Genomic DNA, 1023 nt, shown 5'->3' on the forward strand with positions numbered 1-1023 from the left:
CAAAAGCAGGTAGATGTTTAAAGATGAGTCTTCTAACCGAGGTCGAAACGTACGTTCTCTCTATCATTCCATCAGGCCCCCTCAAAGCCGAGATCGCGCAGAGACTTGAGGATGTTTTTGCAGGGAAGAACGCAGATCTCGAGGCTCTCATGGAGTGGATAAAGACAAGACCAATCCTGTCACCTCTGACTAAGGGGATTTTAGGGTTTGTGTTCACGCTCACCGTGCCCAGTGAGCGAGGACTGCAGCGTAGACGGTTTGTCCAAAACGCCCTAAATGGGAATGGAGACCCAAACAACATGGACAAGGCAGTTAAATTATACAAGAAACTGAAGAGGGAAATGACATTTCATGGAGCAAAGGAAGTTGCACTCAGTTACTCAACTGGTGCGCTTGCCAGCTGCATGGGTCTCATATACAACAGGATGGGGACAGTAACTGCAGAAGGGGCTCTTGGATTGGTATGTGCCACTTGTGAGCAGATCGCTGACGCACAACATCGGTCCCACAGGCAGATGGCAACTAGTACCAACCCACTAATTAGGCATGAGAATAGAATGGTACTAGCCAGTACTACGGCTAAGGCTATGGAGCAGATGGCTGGATCAAGTGAACAGGCAGCGGAAGCCATGGAAATCGCAAGCCAGGCTAGGCAAATGGTGCAGGCTATGAGGACAGTCGGGACTCACCCTAACTCCAGTACAGGCCTAAAGGATGATCTTATTGAAAATTTGCAGGCCTACCAGAACCGGATGGGAGTGCAACTGCAGCGGTTCAAGTGACCCACTCGTTGTTGCAGCTAACATTATTGGGATATTGCACCTGATATTGTGGATTCTTGATCGTCTTTTCTTCAAATGCATTTATCGTCGCTTTAAATACGGTTTGAAAAGAGGGCCTTCTACGGAAGGAATGCCTGAGTCTATGAGGGAAGAATATCGGCAGGAACGGCAGAATGCTGTGGATGTTGACGATGGTCATTTTGTCAACATAGAGCTGAAGTAAAAAACTACCTTGTTTCTA

General features: G+C 47.7%; 1 protein-coding gene. It reads left to right on the plus strand.

Annotation, left to right across the window (positions count from 1 at the left end; translation table 11 throughout):
* Nucleotides 1-782 (plus strand): matrix protein 1 (locus CVS27_RS21780; RefSeq protein WP_207767613.1); only part of this gene is annotated, 782 nt, incomplete at its 5' end.
* Nucleotides 783-1023: the final 241 nt, after the last annotated feature.

This window comes from Arthrobacter glacialis, assembly GCF_002909445.1.
Classification (GTDB): domain Bacteria; phylum Actinomycetota; class Actinomycetes; order Actinomycetales; family Micrococcaceae; genus Specibacter; species Specibacter glacialis.